27 protein-coding genes and 1 riboswitch are annotated in these 26,279 nt (G+C 58.9%); of the genes, 16 read left to right on the top strand and 11 right to left on the bottom strand.

The window, feature by feature from the left end:
- Entirely contained in the window at positions 1-525 is a 525-nt protein-coding gene (gene cobU / locus ACSQ3J_RS10360; protein ID WP_436039066.1) for a bifunctional adenosylcobinamide kinase/adenosylcobinamide-phosphate guanylyltransferase, read from the bottom strand.
- A gap of 175 nt (positions 526-700) precedes the next feature.
- A riboswitch (cobalamin riboswitch) is annotated at positions 701-1,096 on the bottom strand.
- 143 nt (positions 1,097-1,239) lie between these two features.
- On the opposite strand from cobU, the gene ACSQ3J_RS10355 reads away from it, so the two are divergent.
- Positions 1,240-3,030, top strand: a complete 1,791-nt coding sequence (locus ACSQ3J_RS10355) for a chloride channel protein (RefSeq protein WP_060506318.1) — start codon at positions 1,240-1,242, stop codon at positions 3,028-3,030.
- Positions 3,031-3,045: 15 nt separating this feature from the next.
- On the opposite strand, the gene ACSQ3J_RS10350 is transcribed toward ACSQ3J_RS10355, so the two are convergent.
- On the bottom strand, positions 3,046-4,503 hold the full coding sequence (locus ACSQ3J_RS10350; RefSeq protein WP_060506217.1) for a cobyric acid synthase: 1,458 nt from the start codon (positions 4,501-4,503) through the stop codon (positions 3,046-3,048).
- A 246-nt stretch (positions 4,504-4,749) separates the two neighbouring features.
- On the opposite strand from ACSQ3J_RS10350, the gene ACSQ3J_RS10345 reads away from it, so the two are divergent.
- Complete coding sequence (locus ACSQ3J_RS10345) at positions 4,750-4,893, top strand: hypothetical protein (RefSeq protein ID WP_112834591.1); 144 nt, start codon at positions 4,750-4,752, stop codon at positions 4,891-4,893.
- A 418-nt stretch (positions 4,894-5,311) separates the two neighbouring features.
- Here the strand turns inward: ACSQ3J_RS10345 and ACSQ3J_RS10340 are convergent, their stop codons facing one another.
- Complete coding sequence (locus tag ACSQ3J_RS10340; protein WP_156393900.1) at positions 5,312-5,557, bottom strand: hypothetical protein; 246 nt, start codon at positions 5,555-5,557, stop codon at positions 5,312-5,314.
- 107 nt (positions 5,558-5,664) lie between these two features.
- Here ACSQ3J_RS10340 and ACSQ3J_RS10335 point away from each other — a divergent pair, with 107 nt between their 5' ends.
- The 3 genes from ACSQ3J_RS10335 (at position 5,665) to ACSQ3J_RS10325 (ending at position 8,913) form a co-directional block, all read left to right on the top strand.
- Positions 5,665-6,663, top strand: a complete 999-nt coding sequence (locus ACSQ3J_RS10335) for an ABC transporter substrate-binding protein (RefSeq protein WP_060506215.1) — start codon at positions 5,665-5,667, stop codon at positions 6,661-6,663.
- Between the two features lie 305 nt (positions 6,664-6,968).
- On the top strand, positions 6,969-7,877 hold the full coding sequence (locus ACSQ3J_RS10330; RefSeq protein WP_060506214.1) for an ABC transporter permease: 909 nt from the start codon (positions 6,969-6,971) through the stop codon (positions 7,875-7,877).
- A complete protein-coding gene (locus ACSQ3J_RS10325; RefSeq protein WP_060506213.1) occupies positions 7,870-8,913 on the top strand; it encodes a quaternary amine ABC transporter ATP-binding protein in 1,044 nt (347 codons plus the stop codon). Before ACSQ3J_RS10330 ends, ACSQ3J_RS10325 begins: the two co-directional genes overlap by 8 nt.
- A gap of 12 nt (positions 8,914-8,925) precedes the next feature.
- Here the strand turns inward: ACSQ3J_RS10325 and ACSQ3J_RS10320 are convergent, their stop codons facing one another.
- Positions 8,926-10,197: an acyltransferase family protein gene (locus ACSQ3J_RS10320; protein ID WP_060506212.1), complete on the bottom strand. Its 1,272-nt coding sequence runs from the start codon at positions 10,195-10,197 to the stop codon at positions 8,926-8,928.
- A 406-nt stretch (positions 10,198-10,603) separates the two neighbouring features.
- Here ACSQ3J_RS10320 and ACSQ3J_RS10315 point away from each other — a divergent pair, with 406 nt between their 5' ends.
- Entirely contained in the window at positions 10,604-11,866 is a 1,263-nt protein-coding gene (locus tag ACSQ3J_RS10315) for an O-antigen ligase family protein (RefSeq protein WP_436039065.1), read from the top strand.
- A gap of 81 nt (positions 11,867-11,947) precedes the next feature.
- Positions 11,948-12,964 (top strand): betaine--homocysteine S-methyltransferase, encoded by a 1,017-nt coding sequence (gene bmt / locus ACSQ3J_RS10310; RefSeq protein WP_060506210.1) that lies wholly within the window; start codon positions 11,948-11,950, stop codon positions 12,962-12,964.
- A 92-nt stretch (positions 12,965-13,056) separates the two neighbouring features.
- Here the strand turns inward: bmt and ACSQ3J_RS10305 are convergent, their stop codons facing one another.
- Positions 13,057-14,076 carry a hypothetical protein gene (locus ACSQ3J_RS10305; protein WP_060506209.1) on the bottom strand — a complete coding sequence of 340 codons (1,020 nt, stop codon included), beginning with the start codon at positions 14,074-14,076 and terminating at the stop codon, positions 13,057-13,059.
- Positions 14,077-14,261: 185 nt separating this feature from the next.
- Here ACSQ3J_RS10305 and ACSQ3J_RS10300 point away from each other — a divergent pair, with 185 nt between their 5' ends.
- A complete protein-coding gene (locus ACSQ3J_RS10300) occupies positions 14,262-14,609 on the top strand; it encodes a hypothetical protein (RefSeq protein WP_436039064.1) in 348 nt (115 codons plus the stop codon).
- An 89-nt stretch (positions 14,610-14,698) separates the two neighbouring features.
- Here ACSQ3J_RS10300 and ACSQ3J_RS10295 read toward each other — a convergent pair whose 3' ends face one another.
- From ACSQ3J_RS10295 to ACSQ3J_RS10275, 5 genes are all read right to left on the bottom strand, one after another.
- Complete coding sequence (locus ACSQ3J_RS10295) at positions 14,699-16,810, bottom strand: YfbK domain-containing protein (RefSeq protein ID WP_060506207.1); 2,112 nt, start codon at positions 16,808-16,810, stop codon at positions 14,699-14,701.
- A complete protein-coding gene (locus ACSQ3J_RS10290; RefSeq protein WP_060506206.1) occupies positions 16,810-17,331 on the bottom strand; it encodes an RNA polymerase sigma factor in 522 nt (173 codons plus the stop codon). Before ACSQ3J_RS10290 ends, ACSQ3J_RS10295 begins: the two co-directional genes overlap by 1 nt.
- Positions 17,332-17,409: 78 nt before the next feature.
- Positions 17,410-18,129 (bottom strand): phosphodiester glycosidase family protein, encoded by a 720-nt coding sequence (locus ACSQ3J_RS10285; protein WP_244482345.1) that lies wholly within the window; start codon positions 18,127-18,129, stop codon positions 17,410-17,412.
- A gap of 94 nt (positions 18,130-18,223) precedes the next feature.
- Positions 18,224-18,925, bottom strand: a complete 702-nt coding sequence (locus ACSQ3J_RS10280) for a hypothetical protein (protein WP_060506204.1) — start codon at positions 18,923-18,925, stop codon at positions 18,224-18,226.
- Positions 18,926-19,032: 107 nt separating this feature from the next.
- Positions 19,033-20,604 (bottom strand): trimethylamine methyltransferase family protein, encoded by a 1,572-nt coding sequence (locus ACSQ3J_RS10275; RefSeq protein WP_060506203.1) that lies wholly within the window; start codon positions 20,602-20,604, stop codon positions 19,033-19,035.
- Between the two features lie 148 nt (positions 20,605-20,752).
- On the opposite strand from ACSQ3J_RS10275, the gene ACSQ3J_RS10270 reads away from it, so the two are divergent.
- Positions 20,753-20,926, top strand: coding sequence for a hypothetical protein (locus tag ACSQ3J_RS10270; protein WP_156393898.1), 174 nt, complete (start codon positions 20,753-20,755; stop codon positions 20,924-20,926).
- Between the two features lie 61 nt (positions 20,927-20,987).
- Positions 20,988-21,686, top strand: coding sequence for a corrinoid protein (locus tag ACSQ3J_RS10265; protein ID WP_060506202.1), 699 nt, complete (start codon positions 20,988-20,990; stop codon positions 21,684-21,686).
- 77 nt (positions 21,687-21,763) lie between these two features.
- Here ACSQ3J_RS10265 and ACSQ3J_RS10260 read toward each other — a convergent pair whose 3' ends face one another.
- Positions 21,764-21,922: an entericidin A/B family lipoprotein gene (locus ACSQ3J_RS10260; RefSeq protein ID WP_060506201.1), complete on the bottom strand. Its 159-nt coding sequence runs from the start codon at positions 21,920-21,922 to the stop codon at positions 21,764-21,766.
- Positions 21,923-21,961: 39 nt separating this feature from the next.
- On the opposite strand from ACSQ3J_RS10260, the gene ACSQ3J_RS10255 reads away from it, so the two are divergent.
- From ACSQ3J_RS10255 to ACSQ3J_RS10230, 6 genes are all read left to right on the top strand, one after another.
- The gene (locus ACSQ3J_RS10255) at positions 21,962-22,582 is read left to right on the top strand and encodes a DUF1638 domain-containing protein (protein ID WP_060511793.1); all 621 of its coding nucleotides are present in this window, start codon (positions 21,962-21,964) and stop codon (positions 22,580-22,582) included.
- Between the two features lie 122 nt (positions 22,583-22,704).
- Positions 22,705-23,349, top strand: a complete 645-nt coding sequence (locus ACSQ3J_RS10250; RefSeq protein ID WP_060506199.1) for an exopolysaccharide biosynthesis protein — start codon at positions 22,705-22,707, stop codon at positions 23,347-23,349.
- A gap of 20 nt (positions 23,350-23,369) precedes the next feature.
- Positions 23,370-24,146, top strand: coding sequence for a formyl transferase (locus tag ACSQ3J_RS10245; RefSeq protein ID WP_060506317.1), 777 nt, complete (start codon positions 23,370-23,372; stop codon positions 24,144-24,146).
- A 112-nt stretch (positions 24,147-24,258) separates the two neighbouring features.
- Positions 24,259-24,561 (top strand): virulence factor, encoded by a 303-nt coding sequence (locus tag ACSQ3J_RS10240; RefSeq protein WP_060506198.1) that lies wholly within the window; start codon positions 24,259-24,261, stop codon positions 24,559-24,561.
- Positions 24,554-25,132 (top strand): methylenetetrahydrofolate reductase C-terminal domain-containing protein, encoded by a 579-nt coding sequence (locus tag ACSQ3J_RS10235; RefSeq protein WP_060506197.1) that lies wholly within the window; start codon positions 24,554-24,556, stop codon positions 25,130-25,132. The genes ACSQ3J_RS10240 and ACSQ3J_RS10235 overlap by 8 nt, the downstream gene beginning before the upstream one ends.
- A gap of 2 nt (positions 25,133-25,134) precedes the next feature.
- Positions 25,135-26,229 carry a methylenetetrahydrofolate reductase gene (locus tag ACSQ3J_RS10230; RefSeq protein WP_060506196.1) on the top strand — a complete coding sequence of 365 codons (1,095 nt, stop codon included), beginning with the start codon at positions 25,135-25,137 and terminating at the stop codon, positions 26,227-26,229.
- Positions 26,230-26,279 lie beyond the last annotated feature (50 nt).

Below are 26,279 nucleotides of genomic sequence, written 5' to 3'. Positions count from 1 at the left end.
TCAACCCTTCATTTTCAGCGGCAATCCAGCCGCGATAAAATAGACGTCAGCGGATATCTCCGCAATGATCTGGTGCAGCCGGCCGGCATGGTCGCGAAAATCGCGCGCCATTCGGTTCTCCGGCACGATGCCAAGCCCGACCTCGTTGGACACGAAAACCAGCCGGGCCTTGGCCTGCGGCACATAAGCCGCAAGCCGTTCAAATTCCGCCGCGATATCCCGGTGCTCCATCATCAGATTGGTGACCCAGAGCGTCAGGCAATCAATCAGAATGATGCGATCCGGCGCATCGATCGCCTTCAGACAGGCAGCAAGCTCAAGCGGCTCTTCATGGGTTTGCCAGTCCGGCCCGCGGCGATCGCGATGCTCGGCAATCCTTGCCTGCATCTCGCCGTCCCAGGCTCTTCCTGTCGCGACGTAATGCATATTGAGACCCGACGCCGTCACAAGTTTTTCAGCGAAAGTGGATTTGCCGGAACGAGCGCCGCCGAGAACCAGCGTGCTGCCTGATTGTTTCGATGTCATGGAATGGTCCTGGCCTCAGCGCGCGCCGGGAAGTAGGCAGACCAATGGACCACGCAAGCGAAAAAGCGCGGCAATGCAAAACGGGCCGTTCGGGGAACGGGATGATAAAGCCATGACAACCTCCGTGCTGGCATCGGGAGTATCTCTCCCTGGATCGTGCGAGCCCCTCGCTAAGATGGGGCTCTTGAGGATGGCAGGTCTCCTGGCTCACGGCGCCACGTCCCCAAAGGGACGAACGGGCCCACCTCGCCTTCCCGGAGGTTTGCGCCAGATTGCTTGACCGCAATCGGCAGGCATCACGAAGAGGTGGACGATTCGTAGACAATAGAGGCGTCCGGCCCCGGCTGATCGTAATGCCACTCCAGTGGCTTTTCCGGTTGGGCCGATGCGTGCCGCTGCCGCGAATGCGGACAGTCCGGAAGCACCGGCTTTCCCGAATGGTGAACCCTGACCGTTCTACAGTCGCGGGGTCGGCTGCGATAAGGACGCCCGGCTTGGGTCCGGCCCGTCGCATTCCCATTTACTCCCGGCATGCACAAGCATATCGGGAACCATCCAATGACTGATGATTAGGCGCTCACCTGGATCAAGTCAATTGCGACACTATCTCCGCCACCTCGGTTTAGCGTGATGTGATCAAGACTTCACTTGATCTCCAATGCCATGCCTTCTAGGACGGCGCGGAGACTGGATGGCCTGGCAATGAAGCTGAAGATGATACCCAAATTCGACCTGCGCCGCCTCGGCTATCTCTCGCTGCTGTTTGACCGTGGACGCATGCGGGCCTTTGCGCGGCGCAGTGAACTCGGCCTGGTCGTCGCGGGCATGATCGTCGGCATCACGTCAGGTCTCGCCGTGACCGCGATGAGCATCATATCCAGCCGCCTGCACAGCCTGATTTTCGGGATTGCCGACGAACAAAGGTTGAGCGCGAGCGATCTGCGGGGCGAAATCTCGGTGTTGATCGCGCCGGTCGTCGGCGGGATCATTCTTGGCCTTGTGATGCTTCTTCTGGCGTCGTGGCGTAAAAAGCCAATGGTCGACCCGATCGAGGCCAACGCCCTGCATGGCGGCCGGCTGTCCTTGACCGACAGCATCATCGTCGCGGTCCAGAACCTGATCTCCAACGGCTTTGGCGCCTCTGTCGGGCTTGAGGCCGGGTACACCCAGCTTGCGTCCGGCATCGCCTCCAAGCTCGGCGTTTCGCTGCAGCTTCGCCGCTCGGATCTGCGCACGCTGGTCGGCTGTGGCGCCGCCGGAGCCATCGCCGCCGCGTTCAACGCACCCTTGACTGGCGCCTTCTATGCGTTCGAGCTGATCATCGGCACCTATACGATCGTGTCGCTGACGCCGGTCGTCGTATCCGCATTGATCGCCAATCTCGTCGCCCGATGGCTCTATGCCGGTGATTTCACCATCGATGTCGGGCAGTTCGGCGCGGTCGTTCCGGCCGACTATCTGCCAGCATTGCTGCTCGGCTGCTTCTGTGCCGGCATGGGCATCCTGTTGATGAAGGGTGTCTCGCTGGTCGAGGGTCTTGCCCGCCGCAGTTCGATCCCTGCGCCGATGCGGCCTGCGCTTGGTGGTGTCGTCGTTGGCCTTCTGGCGCTGGTCTCACCGCAGGTTCTTTCGGCCGGTCACGGCGCCTTGCACCTCAATCTCGCCAGTTCGCCGGCGATCCCGATGTTGATCGGTCTGTTCCTCCTGAAATCGCTCGCCTCGGCCGTCTCGATCGGTTCAGGATTTCGTGGCGGCCTGTTCTTTGCCTCGCTGTTTATGGGTGCGCTGCTCGGCAAGCTGTTTGCCTTTTCTGCGCCCTACATCTTTGCCCATGCAACGTTGACACCGGTCATCTATGCCGTTGTCGGCATGAGCGCGCTGGCGGTCGCCGTCATCGGCGGGCCATTGACCATGACCTTCCTGGCGCTGGAAATCACCGGTGATTTTCCGATCACCGTTCTGGTCCTCGCAGCCGTGATCACCTCATCGCTCGTGGTCAGAACCACCTTCGGCTACTCGTTCGCCACTTGGCGTTTTCATCTGCGCGGCGAAAGCATCCGGAGCGCCCATGATGTCGGCTGGATCCGTAACCTGACGGTCGGCCGCCTGATGCGTACCGATGTCCGCACCATCGACGCCCACGCAACGCTGGAGGATTTTCGCCGCGATTTTCCGCTCGGATCAACACAACGCGTCGTCGTCGTCGATGGCGCGAAATATGCCGGCATCATCCAGGTTCCCGAAGTCTATGCCAGCCCCATCGAGGCCAGCGAGGAAAAGCAGGGGCTTTCGGGCTTTGTCCGACTTCCCAACGATTTCCTGCAGCCGAACATGAATGCCAAGCAGGCGGCCTCCCTGTTCGACACCACGGAGAGCGATGCGCTGGCCGTGGTCAACAACCTCATCGAACGGCGCGTCGTCGGCCTTTTGACGGAAAGCCATACGTTGCGCCGCTACAGCGAAGAGCTGGACCGCAGGCGGCGCGAGGCATCGGGAGAGATTTGAGGCAAGGCGTGCCTGTCAGGACGGCATCAATCCATCCAGCCAGCGCGGATCCAGCACCGCCTCCAGTTCGGCCGCGACGTCGTCGAGCGCACGGTCAACTGAAAGCCGATAGTTTTCGCCGCCCCCCTCGATACCGAAGCTTTTAAGCAGCGCCGCGCGATAAGCGTCGCTGGCAAACAGCCCATGCAGATAAGTTCCGCTGACCATGCCATCTGCCGAGACCGCGCCATCCGGGCGGCCATCGATAATCACGGCCGGGCGGTTACAATCGGAGCCGGTGGTGCGACCGAGGTGGATTTCATAACCTTCCAGCGCAACATCGTAGATCGCCGAGCGGGCCCTGCTGTTGCGCACCGTCTTTTCCGGCGCCATCTCCGTTTCGACTGCCAGAAGGCCAAGCCCTGGGATTTCGCCGACATTGCCTTCGATACCATGCGGATCGGTGACCCGGTCTCCCAGCATCTGGTATCCACCGCAAATGCCGATGACACGGCCACTACGCCGCACATGCGCCTGCAAATCGCGGTCCCAGCCTTGAGCCCGAAAATCCGCAAGATCGGCAATTGTTGCCTTCGATCCGGGTATGACGACAAGACCGGCATCGGCAGGAATGCGCTCACCGGGCCGCACAAAGACCAGATCGACCTCTGGTTCGGCAGCCAGAGGATCGAGATCGTCGAAATTGGCGATGCGTGACAGAACCGGCACGGCAACCTTCAACGCCCTGCCCGTTCCACGTGCCAGCTTTTCGAGAACGACGGAATCTTCCGCCGGCAGGCGGGCGGCACTCTTCAGCCACGGCACGACGCCGAAGCACGGCCAGCCGGTAAAACCGTTGACCGCCGCAATGCCATCGTCAAACAGCGACACGTCACCCCGGAACTTGTTGATAATATAGCCGCAGATCATGGCACGGTCTTCGCCAGACAGAATAGTGTGCGTGCCGACCAGCGAAGCAATGACGCCGCCGCGATCAATATCGCCAACCAGCACGACCGGCACATTGGCGCGGGTGGCAAATCCCATATTAGCGATATCGCCGGAACGCAGGTTGATTTCGGCCGGCGATCCCGCCCCTTCGACCACCACCAGATCGGTGCCTGACCGCACCGCCTCGAAGCTTTCCATGACGGCGCCCATCAGCTTCGGCTTCAAGGCTTGGTAATCGCGTCCTCTCGCCTGCCCGGCCACCCTGCCCTGAACGATGATCTGGCTACCGGTCTCCGACTGAGGTTTGAGCAGAACCGGGTTCATATGCACCGACGACGGGATGCGCGCCGCCATCGATTGCAGCCATTGTGCGCGGCCGATCTCACCACCATCGTCGGATACAGCTGCATTGTTCGACATGTTCTGCGGCTTGAACGGAGCGACTTTCAGGCCGCGATTGGCTGCGATGCGGCAGAGCCCCGCCACGAGTACCGTTTTTCCGACATCGGAGCCGGTTCCCTGGAGCATGATCGTCTTTGTCATGGCCCATCCTCTAGCATTGCCCCAACCGCAATAAAAGCCATATTCCGCCGCATTTTTGCCGTCTTTCGCACCCGTTTTTCACGCGATATTTCAGGCTGCCGCAAGGCTTGTATGACACGCATGGCAAACCATCCAAAAAGCGACATATCGTGGCGAAAATACTCGTTGTATTCCGCCCCAACAGGACTATATCAGCACTATCAAAGCACGGAGCGAAAGGCGCTCCACACCCAAGGTCACACCCCGATGTTGTTCATCTTCAGCAAGCCCAATTTCGTTCAGATCGCCTGGAATTCGAAGGTACCCGACAGCCAGTCGCGCGTCCGCAACACGGTCATGTCCGCCCCCTTCGGCCCGCTCGGTTTCATCCGGACCCGCAGCGTCGGCTGACACACACTCTCCTCCCAGACTGACAATTCGAACCGCGCCTGTCTTCGGACGGCGCGGTTTTTTTATGCCAACCAATCGAGAAAGGCGCCGGAAATGCGAAAACCGCACCCGCTCCTTCCGGAACCGTGCGGTCTGCCAAAGCTACACATGGCCACTCCGGCATACACCCGGAGATCGCTCCGGCCGGGACGCAAAACCTAATCCAGCCGGGCGGCCAAGTATCCCTGCCGCAGGAAAACAATTAGCCTGACAGTGTTACCGGATGGTTAGCAGGAGCTTAATCAAAGGTGAATTCCGTCTTTTTTTTCACTTTTTTTCACGACACATGAAAATCGATGTGAAGGCGCATACGGGACACAATTTGTCTGGGATAAAACACGCTCCGCAACTCTTGTGTGAAGCGGTGCTAATTTTGCGCTCAAGAGCGGCGCATTTGCACAAAAATCTTGCCCGGCTCATTAAAATTCAACAGCTTGCGCGCGCCTTCCGGCACCCCGCAAATGCCGTCCGCATGGCCTAAAACGATTCCGGAGGTTGATTTCTCCTGTGGAATACTTACGCTGCCCTTAACGGTAAAAAGAGAGATGGCTGGCGACAGAGTTCCGCGGCCAGACAAAAAAACTCCAGCACCGTCGCAGCGGGGATGAAAGATCGGCCTTGCCACAAGAGCCCCCCGGACTGCTTCAACCTGAACGATCGGGTTTCCGGGAGATGCAGTATCCCGATGGGCCCCAAGATTTTGGCTGCATATAAGACTGGGAGGTCTTAAACATGAAGAAGCTCCTCGCTTCCACCATCATCGCTACCGGCATTTATGCACTGGCCGGTTCCGCTCAAGCCGCAGAATGCGGCGAAGTCAGCATTGCCGAAATGAACTGGGCGTCGGCCGGTGTCGCTGCTTGGGTCGACAAATACATTCTCGAAAACGGCTATGGCTGCACGGTAACGCTCGTTACCGGTGACACCATGCCGACCTTCACCTCCATGAATGAGAAGGCGCAGCCGGACATGGCGCCGGAATTGTGGGTCAATGCCGTGCGCACGCCGCTGGATGCCGCCATCAAGGAAGGCCGCTTGATCGAGGCAGCGCCGCTCTTGAGCGAAGGCGGCGTCGAAGGCTGGTGGATTCCGAAATTCCTCGCTGACGCGCACCCGGATATCAAGACAGTTCAGGACGCGCTGAAGCATCCGGAACTCTTCCCTGCACCGGAAGACCCCTCAAAGGCTGCCGTCATCAACTGCCCGTCAGGCTGGAATTGCCAGGTTTCGACGGCCAATCTCTACAAGGCACTGGGCGCCGAGAAGCTGGGTTTCGAGTTGGTTGATACCGGGTCGGCAGCGGGTCTCGATGGGTCGATCTCCAACGCCTTTGAAAAGAAGTCGGGCTGGCTCGGCTATTATTGGGCTCCGACAGCCATTCTCGGCAAGTATCAAATGACGCGGCTGAGCTTCGGCGTCGAGCACAACAAGGCTGACTGGGACGCCTGCACAGCGGTTCCGGATTGCCCGGATCCGAAGGTCAACTCCTATCCGACCTCAGACGTCTACACCGTCGTCACCAAGGCGTTTTCCGAAAAGGCTGGCGTCGCCATGGACTACGTCAAGACCCGCAAATGGGATAACGGCACTGTCAACCAGGTTCTCGCCTGGATGACCGATAACCAGGGTACCAACGAAGATGCTGCCAAGCACTTCCTGGAAACCTATCCGGACATGTGGACCAAGTGGGTCGCTCCGGACGTCGCCGAAAAGGTTAAGGCAGCCCTCTAACGGCTTGCCCTGCGGCAGCGGAGCAGATTTCGCTGTCGGCTTTCGGCTACCAACCCGGCACGCCAAATCGCCGCGGCAAACAGCAAATCCCGATACCGGCGACATGAAATGCCGCCGGTATTTCCATCAGATACGGATGTGAAAACGAAAATCGTCGCAAACGGTATAGTCGCCAGGGGCGAAAAGCTGTCACATTCTCGATATGCCGGGGTTCGGAAAGAAACCACCCAAGTCTGCGCGCGGCCTCAAACAGGCATCGTCGACGCAGCCGGCACTATAAAACTTCCGGCAAAAAGGGGAACGACATGGCAATATGCAGTTACTTGCCAGATCTGCTTTGTAAATTTCCGGCGATCAATGATACGACAATCCGAATGGCTCGAAAAAGCGTCGATGACGGCTTCAAGGCCCTCGTCCGCGAATATGTCAATGTCATCGATGCGCTCGTCCAGCCGCTTCAATGGTTTTTGAACTACCTCGAAAAATTGTTCGTCAGCTCACCCTGGATCGTTATTTTGGCCGTCATGGTCGCGATTGTCTATTATGGTAGCCGCGATATCAGGATCACTATTGGCACCATCGTCTCCATGCTGCTGATCGGCCTTGTCGGTCTGTGGAACGACACGATGGTGACGCTGGCCATGGTTACGGTCTGTACGTTCATCGCCATCATCGTCGGCATCCCGATCGGCATCCTGATGGCTCGCTCCGAGCGCGCCCAGTCGATCATCAATCCGATCCTCGACGTCATGCAGACGATGCCGAGCTTCGTCTATCTGATCCCAGTCGTCATGATCTTCGGTATCGGCAAGGTTCCCGGGTTGATCGCTGTCGTCATCTATGCCGTGCCACCGATGATCCGCCTCACCAACCTTGGCATCCGCCTGGTCGACAAGGAAGTGCTGGAAGCAGCTGATGCATTTGGTTCTTCGCCGTGGCAACGGCTGAAAAACGTGCAGATGCCGCTAGCGCTTCCAACCATCATGGCTGGTATCAACCAGACAATCATGATGTCCCTCGCGATGGTCGTGGTTGCCTCGATGGTCGGCGTCGGCGGTCTTGGCCGCAACGTGCTGCAGGCGATCAACAACCAGTTCTTCACCGTCGGTTTCTTCAATGGCTTCGCCCTCGTTGCGATCGCCATCATTTTTGATCGTACCAGCCAAGCCTACGGCAAGCGGCTGCAAAAGCACTCGGAGGTCATCCATGGCTAGTCACGCGATCGAGGTGAAGAACCTCTACAAGATCTTCGGACCCCGCGGCCGCGAATTCATCGACCAGGTCAAGGCCGGACTAGGCAAGACCGAACTGAATGAAAAACATGGCCATGTGTTGGGCTTGCAGAACATCAACATCTCCATGCCCGCCGGCGGCATCATGGTTGTCATGGGCTTGTCAGGTTCAGGAAAATCGACCCTTATCCGCCACATCAATCGCCTGATCGATCCAACGGCGGGTGAAGTGCTCTATGATGGCGTCGACGTCTGCAAGATGAATGAAAACGACCTTCGCGAATTCCGCCGCCATAAGACTGCGATGGTGTTTCAGAAATTCGCGCTGCTACCGCATCGCACGATCATCGAGAACACAATCTATGGCCTGGAAATCCAGGGAGTTCCGGATGCGGAGAGCCGCAAGCGGGCGCAGGGCTGGATCGAGCGCGTTGGCCTCAAGGGCTTCGAGAACCACTATCCCAACCAACTCTCGGGCGGCATGCAGCAGCGTGTCGGTCTTGCCCGGGCGCTGACGAACGACGCCGACATCCTGTTGATGGACGAAGCCTATTCTGCGCTCGATCCGCTGATCCGTGTCGACATGCAGACTGTTCTGCTCGACCTCCAGAAGGAGCTGAAAAAGACCGTGGTGTTCATCACCCACGATCTCGACGAAGCCCTTCGGCTGGGTGACAAGATCGCCATCCTGCGCGACGGCAAGGTGATCCAGCAAGGCACCGGCCAGGAGATCGTCCTGAAGCCGGCCGATGAATATATCACCGCCTTCGTCAAGGAAGTGAACCGAGGCCGCGTCATCAATGTCGAAACGATCATGAAACCGCTCTCGGGCAATGCCGAAGGGATGCCCATCGCGATCGGAACCGTGCTCGAAAGTGCCGCGCGGATGATGACCCTCGCCAACCTGAATGTTGCACATGTCGTCGATACCAATGGCAAGCCGGTCGGCTCGCTGGATCTTGGCACGATCATTTCCGCAATGGTGACGCCAATCGGCCATCAGCTGCAAGCAGCTTGAAGAAAACTCTTATCAGGAGGACAGGGCGGACAATCCGGCCTGTCCCGTCCCTTTCTGGCGCGGTGCTCCACCCATCCTGTCCGCCAGCGCTTTCGACAGACGAATACCCGGCTTCTCGATGGCGAAATGTGCGACAAGCGCAGTGACGACGACGAGAATGACCATCGCCAGCGTCATGACCGTGCCGAAAGCGGCTCCCCGAATACCGAACCCGAAGAATTCTTCCCGCCCGATCGAAAATGCGCCGACGAATGACTGTCCCGTTATTTTCTCGAGGACGCTGCCGGCATTAATCATGCGGGCCTGAACGAAAATGTGGACCATGTAGATCCCGTAGGAAAACGTGCCCAGCCACAGGAAAACTGGCCGGTTGAGAATGCGGCTGAGCGCACCGCCCTCATAACTGAACACGCAGATGGCAAGCGCGAATACCCAGGGCGCCAGAATGTTCACCGGCCCCTTGCCGGCCAGAGCGACAAACCCGAGAATGGCGCCCAGCGCCAGAAGTTCGACGCATGTTGCAATAAATGATGTGACGTGCGGCGTGGCCGCACCCAGATGGCGGGCGACCAGCACCGGCCCGAAGACATGATAGAGCAGTGCGCCCAGTGAAAAACCGTAGAGGCAGCGGACAAAGCCGAGATGCCATGTCGTGTCCATATGGTTCGGTGACCAGGCATAGATGGCCGCCATCCCGGCGATGATCACCGGAATGAAGACAATCCAGTGGCGGCGGCCGAACGACAGGACAGCAAGACCAAACAGGAGATAGGTCCAGACCTCGGCCGAAATGCTCCAGCTGGGACTATTCCAGGTCAGGCGCACGTCCATTCCGATCCCGTTGAGAAGCAGGAGGCTGTTGATCAGTTCGCTGAGACTGTTGCCGTCGGAGAAAGGCGCCGCACCGTCTCCCCGCAACGCCGGCACCGTCAGCCTCAGCAATTCGAATATGACGAAAATCGCAAGCACAGCCAGATGCAGCGGGTACACGCGGCCAAACCGCACGATTGCAAACCGGAGATAGGCGGCGCGGGTGGAAAGACTGGAACGATAGCGGTGCGCGATGACGAAGCCGGACAGCACGAAAAAGTAATCCACAAACAGATAGGCATTGCGAACAATAAGGCTTTCCGACAGTGGTCCGGACGCAGGAAAATGCATCATCGCGACCAGCAGCGCGCAGATACCTCGCCAGGAATCAAGAACAGCAAACCGAACTCTAGACGGGCCTGCACCGCCGCTTGCTGCGGACGCAGGTTCATTGCGGATTTTGATACTGATCATGACCCTGCTGGCTCCACCCACTACGTACAACATGCACGCACAACGCGCATCAATGATGGAGAAAGCGTCCTACGACGCCCCGAAATTTTGCGTTAACCGGACTACGGCGGCGCCAGAAATCCGCCAGATAGGTAAATAAATTTGACAGGCGATACCTGCACCAACGTCAGGATGAACCTGCCGGCGAAAGTATCTTTACGCCGATTTAACCATGTGAATGCACTGTGCGGTCAAGCCGCCAAACCCGTTTACAGGCTGATGTTATGTGGCTGGACGCTGGCCACTCCGGGAATGGACGGGTGGCGACGGTCACGGCAATCTTTACCGTCACGGACACTACGCCTTGCGCAACGCAGACGCCAGAATAGCCATACCGCGAGAGGTGCCCGAAGGGGCCGCCGTGGTAATGCGGGTCGTAACGACCTTTCTTGCGGGTTTCGGCCTGTTCATCATGATCTTGACCCTTAATCCCTTCATGGGAGATGTTGTTTCCGAGGCCGATGGTGGGGGCACGGCCAATGTCGTCAACCAGATCGGCTATCTCGGATTGGGCGGGCTGTTCGTCTTTTTCATGCTGGGCTCCGTTCCCCCCCGAACACTGCTGCAACTGATCTCACCAAGTTGGCTGATCGTTTTTGCCATCGCCTATTTCTCGTGCATGCAGTCCTACGACCCGAATGCTTCGGCACGCGGCGTCACCCTCAGCCTCGTCGCCATGCTCATGGTCGCCGGCGTGCTGGTCCTACCGCGCAGCGAGAAAGACTTTGTCGAGGCTTGCGCGAATGCGGTGCTGCTGCTGCTCATCATCAACTACGCAGCGCTCGTGCTCTTGCCCGAAAGAGCGATCCATCAGGCGTCCGCGTTGGAGTCATGGCACGCCGGCTACTGGCGCGGCCATCTCTCGCACAAGAACGTATCGGCCCCGGTTTTTTCGGTGCTCGCAATGTTCGGTATCTACTGCATCCGGTCAGGCGCGCGCCTGCGCGGATGGGCCATCACACTGCTGGCCGTCATCTTCGTTCTTCATACCGGCTCGAAGACAACGATCGGCTTCCTGCCATTGGCGATCGGTATCGTGCTGTGCGGCAGCGCCATCCGCAGCCCAGCCGCAATCGTCATCTCACACCTGTGTCTCGCAGTGCTTGTCACCTGCCTAACCGTCGGGACAATCTACTCCCCCGGCTTTCTTGCGATGACCGCAGCCGTGCTGAACGATCCGACATTCACGGGCCGCGATGCGATCTGGCAGTTTGCATCCGAGAGCATCGCCGCACATCCCTGGTTTGGCCATGGCTATGCCAGCTTCTGGCAATCGCCGGTCATTCGGGGCATGGAGGCCAATTTCGAAGCGGACTGGGACGTGCGTGGCATCGTATCGGCCCACAACGCCTATCTCGACGCGTTGCTGACGTTCGGCATTCCGGGCGGCGCTGTGATGATCCTGCTTCTCTTCGTAAAACCGCTCGTCGACTACCTCCGCGCCGCCCGCCGCAGAGGTAGCCGCAATTTCTCGGAATTCTGCGTGATGGTCGTCATCTTCATGACCTACAACGGCATGCTTGAATCCTTCATCCTCAACCGCGCCGATCCTATGTGGATGCTCCTTGCCCTCGCCGTTTTCGGGCTGAACATGGCAGCACGCTGCAACCTGCGGCACAATGCCGACTGAGATCATCGTACGGCGACACTCTTGCAATCATATAAGGATATCTTTATATGGTTGCAAAACCCGATGAGATCAGGATCCCCCATGACCGTGCACGCCAATCCGCTTTCCGACCTGCTCGCCGAAAAGGGCGTGCTCCTCGCCGATGGTGCGACAGGCACCTCGTTGTTTGCGATGGGACTGGAAGCGGGCGAAGCACCGGAACTCTGGAACGAATCCAAGCCCGAGAACATTACCAAGCTGCATCAGGATTTCGTCGATGCCGGCGCCGATATCATTTTGACCAATTCGTTCGGCGGCACGCGCCATCGCCTGAAACTGCATCAGGCGCAGGATCGCGTTCACGATCTCAACAAGCGCGCCGCCGAGATCGCCCGTGCCGTTGCCGACAAGGCACCGCGCAAGGTGATCACCGCCGGCTCCGTCGGCCCGACCGGCGAACTGCTGATCCCGCTTGGCGCCATGAGCTACGAAGATGCTGTCGAGGCATTCGTCGAACAGATCGAAGGCTTGAAGGCTGGTGGTGCGGAAGTTGCCTGGATCGAGACAATGTCGGCTCCTGATGAAATCAGGGCAGCAGCCGAAGCCGCCGTCAAGGTCGGGCTTCCCTACGTCTACACAGGATCGTTCGACACGGCCGGCAAGACGATGATGGGTCTGCACCCGAAGGACATGTTCGCCGTTGCCCAGGATATCGGCGGTGGTCCGGTCGCAACCGGCGCCAATTGCGGCGTCGGCGCTTCCGACATCCTCTCCTCGCTGCTCGACATGACGGACGCCAATCCAGAGGCAAGCATCATCATCAAGGGCAATTGCGGCATTCCGGAATTCCGTGGTTCGGAAATCTATTATTCCGGCACACCACCGCTGATGGCCGATTATGCCCGCCTTGCCCGCGATGCCGGCGCCAAGATCATCGGCGGCTGCTGTGGGACGTCCTGCGAACATCTGGCAGCCATGCGCGTCGCGCTTGACACCTATATACCGGGGGATCGGCCGACCGTCGAAGCCATCGTCGAGCGCATCGGCCCGATGCGCAACAAAACAGCCAATGAAGGTCCATCCGCACCCGCCCGCGAGCGCGGCCGCCGCCGCGGCTGAGAAGAACATCGTCATCAACACGAAGGGCCTGAAAAATCAGCTGATTTTCAGGCCCTTCGTGTTTCAACCTGATTTTTTCAGGCGCGTACCTTTCAGGCCGCGGCCGCGGCCTTGAAGAAGCGGATGTAGCCATCCTTCAAACCGGGCTTGATACAATCGGCCATCAAAAGCGCGAGATGGAAAATCGATTCGATGTTCCGCTCCTGTTCGATCAGCTCCGCGAGATAGACCACCACCTCGTCATAATCTGCGCCATTGGTCCGGACGCTCTGCAGAAATGCCGCCAAGGCAAGACGGCCGTTCATCAGGAGCACCTCGTCACGTTCCGCCGGAGCCAGCCGCAGCGAGGGACGAATCGCGAAAACATGCACGTCTAGAAATCGCAAAAGGGCGGCATATTTTTCACTATCCGCCGGAAGCCCAGCCTTGACGTAAAGATTGCTGGTGGCCTCAGCAATCCCGTTCTCCGTCGCCCATATGCCGAGGTCGTACCGGTAGATCAGAGATGGATCATGAACCACTCTGCCGGCAGTGATCAATGCAAACGTCAGGCTCCAGTCACAATAGCCGCCATTGGTTGGATGTGCCTGCGTGAAAAGCCGCAGCAACGGCACGAAAGCACCGGTCCGGTATATGCTGTAATAAATGCTGTTATTGCCCATTACCTTGCGGGTGAATTCGTGCAACCGTTCCGCTGGTGACGCGGCGTCGACCGTATAGCACTCCGTCTGGCAAACCCCGTTCTCTGCCGTCCAGATCTGCGTTTGCGGCCGGACGCCGACAACATCATCCGGCAGCAATGAAAGATCGACCGGTGTTTCATCGGCGCTGAATTGGATGTGATCATCGTCGCCCATCGGCATCACGAACGGCGTATCAGCCAAAGACAGGGCTTCCAGACCGTTACCTGACGCATCCTCGCTTGACGAATAATGGTAAAGCAGATTGGGCGAACGGTTTTGAAGAAACGCGCGTTTTTCCGGGTCTCGGGAATTGTCGGACACAATCAGCAGCGCGCCGGTTTTCTCAGCATAGGCGAGCGCACTCTCGATCGCGCTGCGCGAGGTTGCCCACGGCCGGTTGCTCGGCATGCAGATCGAAAGCTGGGCCATCGGTATCTCCACTCCAAAAACACTCGAACGCCTATTCGGCAATATCAGTCCGCCATCACATTCGAATATTCTCCATTAGCATCAGCAAGACTGTGCCAACCTTGCGGCTGAATCCAGTTTTGCCCCAGCCTCGGCCGGTAATCATTTTCCAGATTGACCCGTTGTGAATTGAAGAAAGCCTAGAGATGAACGGTACACCCGCCCCGTTTCCCGCCCGTGATTCCGTTGCCGAAAAGCTGGCGACCCTCGGCGAAGGCGAGAAAGCCTATCTGTTGCTGCTGATGGAAAATGCTACGCAGGATGAAAATCTGATTGAAGGCCTGTACCGCCAGCTCGACCTTGCGTCCGCAGCAAAACTGTTGAATTCCCTCAAACTCGAAAAGCTTGGCGAATGGCTGGGCTCAAGCGCCCCTGCCCGGCTACAGATCCGTCTGATGGAAGCGGCCAAATCCAGCCAGCACGCCGCCTATCAGGCGTTCCGCATCGGGCTTGTCCGTTCAGGTGGGCTGGAAAAGGCTTATCCAAAAGCCTGAATTTGCAGTGATACGCCGTGTATCGACTTGGCTCACCGGCGAACGCCCTCCGGTTAGCTGGAAGGCGCTCTTTCCGGTGTTCGCGAGCGCTATTCTCCGCCAAGACTTCTGGCGAGCCGGACCAGATTGAGGAACTCCGCCCGGTAGCCGTAGGCATCCTCACCCTTGGCAGCCGATGCCAGGTCGAGGATCGATCCGTATTTGTAGGTGGACACGGCATCGGTTCCCCGCAGTTTCTGACCAAACGCCGCGACCGCGACGGAGAAGCGGACGTCCTGCCCCGCCTGATCGAGCGCCGCCACCGCATTGCCCTCGGTCACCGGCGTCGTGATGAGCTTGCTCGTGTCGCTATCCGGCTGCTTGTAGCGGATTTTCAGGAAGGCCAGCTCGTCTGACGGCTTGGCAGCAGCCTCTACCTTGGGGCTTGAACCATAGCGGAGGTCATCGTTGAGAACTGCCGAGCTTCCCCTGGGAGTGATCTCATAGATCGCCGTGACGCGGTGGCCGGAACCGATATCGCCGGCATCGACCTTGTCATTGTTGAAATCCTCACGCTTCAACGCACGGGTCTCATAGCCGATCAGGCGGTATTCGGCGATTTGCTGCGGATTGAACTCCACCTGAAACTTCACGTCCTTGGCAATCGGGAAGAGCGACGATCCGGCCTCCTCGACCAGCGATTTCTGTGCTTCGGCCAGCGTATCGATATAGGCGGCCGTGCCGTTGCCATTCTGCGCCAGTGTCTGCATCAGCGCATCATTGTAGTTGCCGCGGCCAAATCCTAGCACCGACAAGAAGATCCCACTCTTGCGCTTGGCTTCAATCGTCTTTTTCAACTCCTCGTCACTGGATGGCCCGACATTGAAATCGCCATCCGTCGCCAGCATGATCCGGTTGACGCCGCCTTTGACGAAGGCCCGCTCCGCCAGGTCATAAGCCGCCTCCAGCCCTTGCGCACCCGCCGTGGAGCCACCCGGCTGCAAGGTATCGATCGCCGACAGGATTTTTGCCTTGTCCTTGATGGCCGTCGGCTCCAGCACCGTACCGGCATTGCCGGCATAGGTGACGATCGAGACGGTATCGTCGGGCTTCAATTTCTCGACCAGAAGACGGAATGCGGTTTTTAAAAGCGGCAGCTTGTCCGGCTCGTCCATTGAACCGGAGACGTCGATCAGGAAAACCAGATTGGCGCGCGGTGCAACGTCCGGCGCAATATCATAGCCCTTGATGCCCACATGCATCAGTCGCGTATTGGCATTCCACGGCGTTGGCAGCACGGTGACCGTTGCCTTGAACGGCGCGTCCTTGCTATCCGGACCTGGCCAGTCATAGGGGAAATAATTGATCATCTCCTCGACGCGCACACTGTCTCGGTCCGGCATCTGTCCAGCCATCAGCGACTTGCGCACGAAGGAATAGGACGCCGTGTCGACATCCGCCGAGAAAGTGGAGACCGGGTCCGTGGCCGTTGATTTGACCGGATTGGTGTCAGCCGCGGTGAAACGGTCGCGGTTTTCTTCTGGTTGTGAAAGAGTGTCCGTCGGCGCAGTCATGGGGGATGGCATGATCTCCGCCATGGAGCCGGCAGCCATCGATTCGTTGGCAACCGTCAGCGATGGGGCTGCAAACTGTGTCCGCCGCTCAAGGTTCGAGGCGGCACTCACCGATTTCTGATCCACCGGCCGAGGTGTCGCATAGGCCGCCGCCTCGTCATCAGCTGTTGCGCGTGCCGCCGGTTCCGCGGTCACCCCGTTAATGGCCTGGCCGGTAACAACGTCAGGCCGCTGCGTCAGGCTATCCACGGGCATCTCTGCAGCCGAATCGTTCTTGGGTTTTGACGGCGTCGCCTTTTTGGCTTCTGCATCCTTTGATGCGACACCAGTCGCCACCTCGACCTGTTGGCCATCCGGACTTGCCGGCAAACCGCCCCGCGTCAATTCCAGCGTGAGAAAAGCGGCAGCGGGCACCACCAGGAGCGTGGCGAGCGCCGAACCTGCGAGAAATTTCCTGTTCATGATGGGGCTCCATAGCCTGTTGAATATGGAGCTTTGACGCCGGGCATCGGTAGTTCCTTGGGGGGCTTTCGAATTATTTTCGCTTTCGTCGAACGCCTGCATTGCCAGAGACAGTGCACGGGCGCGCGCAGCCGGTGAAGGCGATGGCGGGGTCATCTGGCCGAGATTTTTCAGATCGTCGTTCATCACATCGTCTCCCTGCCGAGCAGGATTTTCAACCGTTTGCGGGCTTCATGCACATGCCACGATATCGTTACCTCCGAGCAGCCCATGACGTCAGCGGCGGCGGCGTGGGACAGGCCCTCGCCATAAACGAGCAGAACGGCATCACCCTGTTTATCCGGCAGCTGCCGCACGGCTTCCCAGAGTGCTTCGGTCTGGTCGTGATTATCGTTTGCCGCAGCACTTGTCGGGTCTGCCAGGAAATTCGCGGCATTGCGCCTTTCGCGTAACTGGCTTCGTTGATGGTCGCGTGCAGCATTCAAGGTCAGTGTATAGAGCCAGGTACGGAAACGGCTGGCTCCCCGAAAAGCCCGGATCGCCTGCGCCAGCTTCAGGCATACCGTCTGGGCAATATCCTCGGCATCGCCCACATTGCCGGACCAGCGCCAGGCAACCGCATGGACGAAATCATAGTGCCGTTCCACCAGCAAGCCGAAGGCATTCCGATCGCCCTTCTGCGCCCGCTCGATAAGATCCTCGTCCAAATCACCCGCCCGGATTTGTTGCAACTGATACTGAGACGTTCTGTCCTGGCCGATCCTTGGGTGCGGACCAAAATATTTTCACGATCCCGGGATTTTCCGGGTCACGGCGATGATCGGCCCCATCGGATGGGTATTGTCGTAACGCTGGAGAGAGGGAGCAAACAGGCTGGAGATCGAACCATCCAGAAACAGCGCGTTGGCGCAACCGAGTTGATCGCGAAACAGGGTCGCGAAATCATGGAAACGTACAGGCTCCAGCGAGATCGCGAAGATAGCCATGCCCTTCTGATCGACGCCAACACCGTTGCGAATCTGCAGGCTATCGCTTTTCGGCAGGAAGGCCGGATGCAACTGCCCGTCGATCACCAGCATCGGCCCGGATTGCGTGGCGAAATCCGGCTTGACCGCCGCATCGACATAGGCTTCGGTTTCCAGGACACCTGCCCGGCCACCCTGAAGGAAGAAAACCCCATTGGGCTTCAGGTAGAAATTACCCCAGCTATAGCCCTGGTCGATTGCCTTGCGCTCGACACCGTCGGTCACCAGCAGGCCAACGGATGTCAGGTCGCGCTCGTACATGCCGCCATTCATGGCGAATTCGAGATATTCACCCTCCTGCCGCAGATCGTGCATAAGAGGCGCAAAGCCGCCATAGGGCTGGCCATCGCGGCCGCGGTGAAAGATTCCGATGTCACTGGCGGTGGGGTCGAAGCTGCAAACAGCATAACTTTGCGTCAAGTGCGTCACCATACGGCAGGCGGCCTCCTCCTCGCCAGCGGACAGAATGGATGCGGTCATGACCAACCCGATACTCAAGGAACGAAACATACCCACCTCATTTCACACGCGCCCGACGCTGTCGTCCGAGAACAGCAAAATAGAGGCCGGAATTTTATAAACTGAGGGCAGCCATATGAAAATGCAGCTGTTTCGCCGGATAACGATAGGCAGCACCGACTGGACAGACATTGCGGGCAAAACATCCTGCCATCATGCAGCCAGCCTGCCCCGCTCTTGTTTCCAGATGCGCCCGGCACGGCCCCAGCTGAAACCCCGATGGCAAGACAGCGTGTGCCGGACAGCTGGAGAGACAGGGCCGATCGGGACAATGATCGCAAGGATGCGGATAAATGGGGCTCGCGGTTGGCGGCAGAGCCTGCGCAAAGGCAAGTGCTCCGCGATATCCGTGCCAAAGTCCGTATCGTGGATGAATGAGGATGCCGAGTGGTGACGATTTCAAGCCTTCCGCCCGCATCGCCCATTGCTGGAACGGCTGCCAAGGCGCATCCGAGGGGAAATAGGCGGTTGCGCCAAAAGCGTCGGCCACCGGCTCGATCACAGCTTTCGACCATGCATCGAGCGGGTTTTTGCCGCCGCGATCGGGCGAGGAATTACGCCAGTGCTCAAACGCAGGCCAGATCGATCCGCCGGCATTTCCCAGTAAAACCACGCTGCCGGCCGCATTCCCGTCCTTCAAGACGGGCACCGTTTCGCCGTCGGCAAAGTTGACGACACCGCGTAAAAAAACTCCGTGCGGCGCAAGCGCTGCACGGAGTTCACTCAAAACATCGCTTGATGTCACGGGACCGGTCATTTCGGTTTCGGCCCCTGCCTGTCGTAATGTGGGCGCCAGACCTCATTCTGGATGAAGTCTGCTACTTGCGCCGCTCCGCCTCTCTCCCTGGCTTGTTCGGGCTCTCTTCAAGTGAAGGCGTCAGGCATCGAATCCTTCTTCTTGGCGATGAAGTCGAGAAGCGCCGCGTCAATCGCGGCATCAAGCGGCGGCCGTTCGTAATGTTCCAGCCAGCTGCGGGCGAGCGCATTAGCACGCTGCTCGACACGCTTTTCGCCCTCGATTTCCCATTGTTCGAACGAGTTGTTGTCAGCCAGCGCCGAGCGGTAGAACGCCGTCTGGAAATTGGCCTGGGTATGGGCGCAACCGAGGTAGTGGCTGCCCGGACCGACTTCGCGGATAGCATCGAGCGCCTGCGCGTTTTCCGAAAGATCCACACCCTCGGCCATTTTCTGCATCATGCCGAGCTGGTCCTGGTCGATCATGAACTTTTCGTAGGACGACACGAGACCACCTTCGAGCCAGCCCGCGGCATGGAGCACGAAGTTGGTGCCGGCAAGCAGCGTCATGTTCAGCGTGTTGGCCGATTCGTGAGCTGCCTGGGCATCGGGAACCTTCGATCCACAGAGCGATCCGCCTGTGCGGAACGGCAGGCCGAGACGGCGCGCAAGCTGTGCAGCACCATAGGACACCAGCGACGGCTCCGGCGTGCCGAAGGTCGGCGCCCCTGATTGCATCGAGATCGAGGCCGCGAACGTGCCGAACAGCACTGGTGCGCCCGGCCGGATCAGCTGGGTGAATGCGGCACCGGCCAGCACTTCGGCGAGAATCTGTGTCAAAGTTCCCGCCACCGTCACCGGGCTCATCGCTCCGGAAAGAATGAACGGCGAGATGACACAGGCCTGGTTGTGTCGTGCATAGACCTTCAATGCACCGACCATGGTCTCGTCGAACACCATGGGCGAGTTGGCATTGATGAGATTCAGCGTCACGCAGTTGTTTTCGACGAAATCGTCACCGAACACCAGCTTCGCCATGGCGATCGTGTCTTCGGCCCGTTCCGGCGCGGTCACCGATCCCATGAACGGCTTGTCGGAATATTTGATATGGCTGTAGACCATGTCGAGATGGCGCTTGTTGACCGGGATATCGACCGGTTCACAGACGGTCCCACCCGAGGAGTGCATCGACGGCGCCATGTAGGCTAGCTTCACGAAATTATGGAAATCCTCAATCGTCGCATAGCGGCGCTGGCCGTCGAGATCGCGCACGAAGGGAGGTCCGTAAACCGGCGCAAACACAGTCGCCTTGCCGCCGATGTGAACGTTGCGCTCAGGATTGCGTGCATGCCAGGTGAAATTGGACGGTGCGGTTTTCAGCAACTGACGGCACAGTCCTTTGGGGAAATGCACCCGCTGGCCGCGCACCTCGGCGCCAGCTTGCTTCCAAAGTGCCAGCGCTTCTTCGTCGTCGCGGAACTCGATACCGATTTCTTCGAGGATCAGGTCGGCATTGGCCTCGATCAGTGCCAGGCCTTCCTCATCGAGCACCTCGTATTCGCGAATCTTTCGGGTGATGTAAGGAAGCGGTGGCGGCGCACCACCGCCCGTGCGCGACGCACGGCGGGCTGCAGCACCCCGGCCCTCACCGCGCGAGCGGCGTCCGCCGGTTTCTTCGGTTTGCTCGGTTACATCTACCATGTCTTTATCCTCTCCCGCGCCTCGTCTGCGCACTTGTCGAGCCTATGCTACCAAGCCCCAGCATCCGAACGGTTCTCAATGCGCCAACGCATGGCGCAACTCGAACACGATCGCGACGACTGGTCCAGGGACACCGCCGGATTTCGGCATGGCACCTAGCCTGCCGGAACTGCGGTTACCATATTTTCCGGCGATCACAGCAGCCAATGCACTGTTTTTGTTAAGCCCGGCCCGTTATGGCCTGTCAACGATCGCGCTGCCGTCGTTTTTCATCGTACGCGACGTCGCTTTCGAAAAGAGCTTTTGGAACCAACAAAGCTAAGTATAGTGCCTGCGTCGGGGAGGTTTGAGCCTGACAGCGCCAGGAACCGAGGAAAACCATCATGGCAGACGACGAAATCATTCTCGAGGATCTCTCCGACGACGAACTCGTGCAGCAGATGCATGACGATCTCTACGACGGGATGAAGGAAGAGATCGAGGATGGAACCAACATCCTCCTGAAGCGCGGCTGGGCTCCCTATGACGTTCTCACCCAAGCGCTGGTCGAAGGCATGCGCATCGTCGGCGTCGACTTCCGCGACGGCATCCTGTTCGTGCCGGAAGTATTGTTGTCCGCCAATGCGATGAAGGCCGGCATGGCCATCCTTCGCCCGCTGCTCGCCGCCACCGGCGCACCGAAGCAGGGCAAGGTCGTCATCGGCACCGTCAAGGGCGATATCCACGACATCGGCAAGAACCTCGTCGGCATGATGATGGAAGGTGCGGGCTTCGACGTCGTCGACCTTGGCATAAACAATCCGGTCGAAAACTATCTTGACGCCATCGAGCGCGAAAAGCCGGATATTCTCGGCATGTCGGCGCTTTTGACCACGACGATGCCCTACATGAAGGTCGTGATCGATACGATGAAGGAAAAGGGCATGCGCGACGACTATGTCGTCCTCGTCGGCGGTGCACCGCTCAACGAGGAATTCGGCAAGGCTGTCGGTGCAGATGCCTATTGCCGTGATGCCGCTGTAGCGGTCGAAACCGCAAAGGACTTCATGAAGCGCAAGCACAACCAGCTGTCCGGCGCCTGATCAACACCGATTTGACCATGCAAAACCGGCCGACCTCATGAAAAGCGCGGCCGGTTTTCCTATTTTAGGAACCAGCCTTATTTGGCAGCACGTTCTACGCTACGGCCAGCGTCCTGGGTCGCATCAACCGCGTTGGCGGTATCCCGGCCCATGCCACGGATGGTGTTGCCGCACGACGCCAGCGTCGTGATGGAAAAGAGGACTAGACCGATGGTGGCGATTGTCTTTGCTGTCATGACGCGGGTTCCTTATGCTGGGTGACAGGTTCAATTGACGTGGAAGAAAGATCTTCGGCTATGGAACGCGCGAAATCGGAAAAAGTTCACGTCATTGGTTGCGGTGCTATCGCCCGCGAAATCCTTGCTGTCTGCGAGGCAAATAAGCTCCAACATATCGACCTCACCTGCCTTCCCGCCATCTGGCACAACACCCCGGACAAGATCACGCCCGGCATCAAGATCGCTATCGACAAGGCCCGCGCCGAAGGTTTTGGTCGCATCTTCGTCGCCTATGCCGATTGCGGCACCGGCGGTCTACTCGACAAGCTCTGCGAGGAAGAACAGGTCGAGCGTATCGCGGGACCGCACTGTTTTTCCTTCTTTGCCGGCAATGCGGCTTTCGAGGCTGGTTGGGACGACGATTTCACGTCTTTTTTTCTGACCGATTTCCTTGCTCGCCAGTTCGACGCCTTCGTCATCGAGCCACTCGGCCTCGACCGCCATCCGGAACTGCGCGACATGTATTTCGGCCACTACAAGAAACTCGTCTATCTCTCGCAGGTCGAAGACGAAAAACTGCAGGAAAAGGCCCGCAAGGCCGCCGAGACGCTGGGACTGGCCTATGAATACCGCTTCACCGGTTATGGCGACCTCACCCCGGCACTTCTGCAGGCCTGACCGCCAGCAACCATCTGTTAGCCTTGCGCTCAATTTTGCATGAAACGCCGCATTTGATTTAAGTGCATCGTAACGACCGCCCGCCAAACTCCCCCTACAAACACAATAATAAGGTGACGGGGATGACGGACATTTTCGCAACGAACCTATCGGCAAGGACGGCGGCCCACAGCCACCACCCGCAGCAACTTTCTCAACTGCTGCGCAATCTTTCGCTCAACGCCGGTTCGAAAATCACCCTGCGCGAGCTTGCCGGTGCCATGGAAGACCGCTCCTTCGGCGCTTTCCTCGTCGTCTTTGCCCTTCCCAACCTCATTCCTCTGCCACCGGGCGCCACCTTTATTCTCGGTCTGCCGCTGGTCTTCATCGCCTGGCAGATGTTTGCCTCACGCGGCCCGCGCATCTGGCTCCCCAAGCGCATGGGTGATTATGCCTTCGACAACGCCACCTTCTTCGTCTTCGTCAACCGCATCTCGCCCTGGCTGCAGCGCGCCGAGACCCTAATCAAGCCACGCGGCTGGTTTCTCGGCAGCCGGTTTGCCGAACGGCTGATCGGCCTTTTGGCGCTCATTCTCGCGGTGGTGATCTTCCTGCCCATTCCCTTCGGCAACTGGCTACCAGCCTTCGCGCTTGCCGTCATCGGCTTTGCCCATACCGAGCGCGATGGCCTTGGTCTTGTCGCAGGCGCCCTGATCGGCATCGTCTCCCTTGCCGTCGCCGCCAGCGTCATCCTTGCTGCCGGTGCCATCCTGACCTTCATCATCTGAGACGGATAGTGATCGCCGGCATGTCCTCCGCAGCCAACCAACATATCGTTATCGTCACTGCTGGCGGACGCAATCCGCAGATCCTGATCAATGCGCTTGAGAGCCGCTTTGGCAACGTCACGGTTCTGCTGGAACAGCCCGAATCGAAAAAACTCTTTCTCAAACGCCGCATCCGCAAGCTGGGTCTGATCACAGCAGCCGGTCAGTTTGCCACGATGGTGGCTTCGAAGTTCGGCAAGCGTTTTACTGAAAAACGTACGGCGGAAATTTTACAACAGTACGAGGCCGATGATCGCGAAAAACGGGCCATCCCGGTGATTGCCGTTGCTTCCATCAACACACCAAAGGCAATCGAACAGATCAACGCCCTGCACCCGGCCGTCGTATTCCTCGTCAGCTGCCGCATGCTGTCCGCATCGACGCTTGCAGCCATGCCCTGCCCGGTCATCAATTTCCATGCCGGCATCACCCCGCAATATCGCGGCCTGATGGGCGGATACTGGGCGCGTGTGGAGAACGACGAGGCGAATTTCGGTGCAACCGTGCATCTGGTCGATGCAGGCGTCGATACCGGCGATGTTCTATATCAATCGCGCATGACACCGTCGAAAAACGACACGATGCACACCTATCCGCTGCTGCAGACCGCAGCGTCCACCGGCATTGCCATTCGCGCCGTCGAAGATGCGTTATCTGGCAATCTCGAGCCCCTGCCAACACATGGCAATTCGCGCCAATGGTATCATCCGCCGATCTGGACATGGCTCTGGAATGGCGTGACGCGCGGCATCTGGTAGTTATATCGTCAACATTGAGGGCAAGTCGCTTTTGAGCATGACGCGCGTCGTGCCAAGGTGAGCCATGGCGAGACAAGATGCGCATTGTCAGGCAAGAGGAGAATTCGGGCATATGGCAGATCGCATTATCGTTTACTGGCGCGATATTCCAGCGCAGGTCATCATCAAGCAGGGACGCAAGTCCGCCAAGCGGGAATTAACCCTGCGCTTTACCGAAGCGATAGACATGTGCGCCATGCGCACCGGTGCAGCCGACAGCGGCGACTATCTGGCGGAATGGCGCAAGGCCGATCCGGTTCCGGTCTCCGACGATCTCGAACTTGAGGCCGACAAGGCAGCGGCCGAACTGGAAGCAGCCTATGACAAGGAGCGGCTGGTCGCCCTCGTCAAATCCGGCGGCAAAGACAATGGCTGATGCAAAACCCGGCAATGCCGCTCCAGCCAAGAAGGCCGCCACCGGCGCCTATACACCGTCAGGCGTTTCGCCCAATCGCCGTTCGCGCCGCAGTTACACGATCCGCCTGTGGGCCGTTCGCCATTCGCGGTTCTTCGAATGGTTCTACCACCGGTTCGCCGACGTCTTCCTGCTGCTTCACCCGTTGTGGAAGGCAATCGGTTATAGCCGCGTCGAAGCACCGATCACGTTCATCGAACGCAACGTCAAGGGTCTCCTGTTTGACTGTCGCATGTGCGGCCAGTGCGCTCTGTCATCGACCGGCATGTCCTGCCCGATGAACTGCCCCAAGCAGCTGCGCAACGGCCCTTGCGGCGGCGTTCGCGCCAATGGCAATTGTGAAGTGGAGCCGGATATGCCTTGCGTCTGGGTCAAGGCCTGGGAAGGCTCCCGCAACATGGTGAAGGGCGATGCGATCCTGAACGTGCAGAAACCCGTCAACCAATCCCTGCGCGAAACCTCGTCCTGGCTGCGCGTCACCGCGCAGGCCGCCGAAGCTCGCGAAGCCGCTGCCGCCGCAAAGGACGCCTGAGCATGGCCCATTTCGACGAAAACCCGCTCGGCCGCCACCTTCCGCTCGATCCCGTGCCCGGTCATTCCTCACGTGGTCGCCTGGAACGGGTGCTGCGCCGCGGCGAATTTGCCGTTACCGCCGAACTTAACCCACCCGACAGCGCCAATCCGGAAGATGTCTACGAACGCGCCGCGATCTTCGAAGGCTGGGTCGATGGCATCAACGCCGTCGATGCGTCCGGCGCCAATTGCCATATGTCGTCGGTCGGCATCTGCGCGCTTCTGACCCGCATGGGCTACGCGCCGATCATGCAGATCGCCTGCCGCGACAAGAACCGTATCGCCATTCAGGGCGACGTGCTTGGTGCCGCCGCCATGGGCGTTGCCAACATCATGTGCCTGACCGGCGACGGCGTTCAGGCGGGCGACCAACCCGGCGCCAAGCCGGTGTTCGACCTCGACTGCATGTCGCTGCTGGAAACGGTGCGCGTCATGCGCGACAATTCGAAATTCCTCTCCGGCCGCAAGCTGACGACGCCGCCGCAAGTTTTCCTCGGCGCGGCAATCAACCCGTTCGCGCCGCCCTATGATTTCCGCCCTTACCGGCTTGGCAAGAAGATTGAGGCCGGCGCTCAGTTCGTCCAGAGCCAGTACTGTTTCGACGTGCCGATGTTCCGCGACTACATGAGCAAGGTCCGCGATCTCGGGTTTGACGAAAAATGCTTCATTCTCGTCGGCGTCGGACCGCTCGCCTCGGCCAAAACAGCCAACTGGATCCGCAACAACGTGCCGGGCATTCATATCCCTGATGCGATCATCAAGCGGCTGGAAGGCGCGCAGGACCAGAAGAAGGAAGGCAAGCAGCTCTGCATCGACATCATCAACGAGGTGAAAGAGATCAAGGGCGTGTCGGGCGTTCACGTCATGGCCTATCGGCAGGAAGAATATGTCGCCGAGATCGTCCACGAATCCGGCGTCCTCAAGGGCCGCACACCGTGGACACGCGAAGCCAATCCCGGTGACAGCCGCGTTGCCGAACGGCTTGATGCGATCCGTGACGGCAAGCAGGAAAATCAGCAGGAAATGGCCGACGTCGCAGCGCACCGCCAGCATTGAACACCAGACAATTGTGGCCCGGCCGGCAGGCCATGCCTTTGACAAACATC

Source organism: Rhizobium sp. LjRoot98, from assembly GCF_964252935.1.
In the GTDB taxonomy this organism is placed as follows: Bacteria; Pseudomonadota; Alphaproteobacteria; order Rhizobiales; family Rhizobiaceae; genus Pararhizobium.
Note: the sequence above shows the minus strand (reverse complement) of the source record. Positions and strands in the feature narration are given on the sequence as shown.

Coding starts and splice junctions, on each gene's coding strand:
- cobU (WP_436039066.1), bottom strand. CDS start 525: ATGACATCGAAACAATCAGGCAGCACGCTGGTTCTCGGCGGCGCTCGT.
- ACSQ3J_RS10355 (WP_060506318.1), top strand. CDS start 1,240: ATGATACCCAAATTCGACCTGCGCCGCCTCGGCTATCTCTCGCTGCTG.
- ACSQ3J_RS10350 (WP_060506217.1), bottom strand. CDS start 4,503: ATGACAAAGACGATCATGCTCCAGGGAACCGGCTCCGATGTCGGAAAA.
- ACSQ3J_RS10345 (WP_112834591.1), top strand. CDS start 4,750: ATGTTGTTCATCTTCAGCAAGCCCAATTTCGTTCAGATCGCCTGGAAT.
- ACSQ3J_RS10335 (WP_060506215.1), top strand. CDS start 5,665: ATGAAGAAGCTCCTCGCTTCCACCATCATCGCTACCGGCATTTATGCA.
- ACSQ3J_RS10330 (WP_060506214.1), top strand. CDS start 6,969: ATGGCAATATGCAGTTACTTGCCAGATCTGCTTTGTAAATTTCCGGCG.
- ACSQ3J_RS10325 (WP_060506213.1), top strand. CDS start 7,870: ATGGCTAGTCACGCGATCGAGGTGAAGAACCTCTACAAGATCTTCGGA.
- ACSQ3J_RS10320 (WP_060506212.1), bottom strand. CDS start 10,197: ATGATCAGTATCAAAATCCGCAATGAACCTGCGTCCGCAGCAAGCGGC.
- ACSQ3J_RS10315 (WP_436039065.1), top strand. CDS start 10,604: ATGCGGGTCGTAACGACCTTTCTTGCGGGTTTCGGCCTGTTCATCATG.
- bmt (WP_060506210.1), top strand. CDS start 11,948: ATGACCGTGCACGCCAATCCGCTTTCCGACCTGCTCGCCGAAAAGGGC.
- ACSQ3J_RS10305 (WP_060506209.1), bottom strand. CDS start 14,076: ATGGCCCAGCTTTCGATCTGCATGCCGAGCAACCGGCCGTGGGCAACC.
- ACSQ3J_RS10300 (WP_436039064.1), top strand. CDS start 14,262: ATGAACGGTACACCCGCCCCGTTTCCCGCCCGTGATTCCGTTGCCGAA.
- ACSQ3J_RS10295 (WP_060506207.1), bottom strand. CDS start 16,810: ATGAACGACGATCTGAAAAATCTCGGCCAGATGACCCCGCCATCGCCT.
- ACSQ3J_RS10285 (WP_244482345.1), bottom strand. CDS start 18,129: ATGACCGCATCCATTCTGTCCGCTGGCGAGGAGGAGGCCGCCTGCCGT.
- ACSQ3J_RS10280 (WP_060506204.1), bottom strand. CDS start 18,925: ATGACCGGTCCCGTGACATCAAGCGATGTTTTGAGTGAACTCCGTGCA.
- ACSQ3J_RS10275 (WP_060506203.1), bottom strand. CDS start 20,604: ATGGTAGATGTAACCGAGCAAACCGAAGAAACCGGCGGACGCCGCTCG.
- ACSQ3J_RS10270 (WP_156393898.1), top strand. CDS start 20,753: ATGGCACCTAGCCTGCCGGAACTGCGGTTACCATATTTTCCGGCGATC.
- ACSQ3J_RS10265 (WP_060506202.1), top strand. CDS start 20,988: ATGGCAGACGACGAAATCATTCTCGAGGATCTCTCCGACGACGAACTC.
- ACSQ3J_RS10260 (WP_060506201.1), bottom strand. CDS start 21,922: ATGACAGCAAAGACAATCGCCACCATCGGTCTAGTCCTCTTTTCCATC.
- ACSQ3J_RS10250 (WP_060506199.1), top strand. CDS start 22,705: ATGACGGACATTTTCGCAACGAACCTATCGGCAAGGACGGCGGCCCAC.
- ACSQ3J_RS10245 (WP_060506317.1), top strand. CDS start 23,370: ATGTCCTCCGCAGCCAACCAACATATCGTTATCGTCACTGCTGGCGGA.
- ACSQ3J_RS10240 (WP_060506198.1), top strand. CDS start 24,259: ATGGCAGATCGCATTATCGTTTACTGGCGCGATATTCCAGCGCAGGTC.
- ACSQ3J_RS10235 (WP_060506197.1), top strand. CDS start 24,554: ATGGCTGATGCAAAACCCGGCAATGCCGCTCCAGCCAAGAAGGCCGCC.
- ACSQ3J_RS10230 (WP_060506196.1), top strand. CDS start 25,135: ATGGCCCATTTCGACGAAAACCCGCTCGGCCGCCACCTTCCGCTCGAT.